This window comes from Terrimonas alba (assembly GCF_042434975.1).
Taxonomy (GTDB): Bacteria; Bacteroidota; Bacteroidia; order Chitinophagales; family Chitinophagaceae; genus Terrimonas_B; species Terrimonas_B alba.
Genome location: NZ_JBHMQM010000057.1, coordinates 1 through 632, shown reverse-complemented (window position 1 = coordinate 632; position 632 = coordinate 1). Strand labels below are relative to the sequence as shown.

Genomic DNA, 632 nt, shown 5'->3' with positions numbered 1-632 from the left:
CATAAGTTCAGACCTGTTTGACCTGTTGGTAATGTACCGGTCAACTGTGGTGCTTCTGTATCGCCACCGCTATAGGTAATATCTACATCTGTTGCATGATTGCCGCAGTCATCATAGATCTCATAATGATAGGTCACTGTCCAGTTGCAATCTGTACCTGTTGGTGTGCCGGTCTTATCTACTGTGACTGCTGCACTGCAATTATCGCTATACAGTGCGGCTATCGTTGCTGCTGTTGGTCCTGCCGGTATGGCACTGAAGCATAAGTTCTGATTCGTTGCTCCACTGGGTATCACGCCATTCAGCGTGGGTGCTTCTGTATCGCCACCACTATAGGTAATATCTATATCTGTTGCATGATTACCACAGTCATCATAGATCTCATAATGATAGGTCACACTCCAACTGCAATTATCTCCTGTCGGTGTGCCGCTCTTATCTACTGTGACTGCTACACTGCAATTATCACTATACAATGCGGCTATCGCTGCTGCTGTTGGTCCTGCCGGTATGGCACTGAAGCACAAGTTCTGGTTCGTTGCTCCACTGGGTATCACGCCATTCAGCGTTGGTGCTTCCGTATCTCCACCATTGTAGGTGATGTCCACATCTGTTGCATGATTGCCGCAGTC

At 47.8% G+C, this 632-nt stretch carries 1 protein-coding gene; it reads right to left on the bottom strand.

Annotated features, from left to right (window positions below):
* A partial coding sequence (locus ACFEL9_RS26170) for a hypothetical protein (protein ID WP_385896384.1) occupies window positions 1-632 on the bottom strand: 632 nt, incomplete at both ends.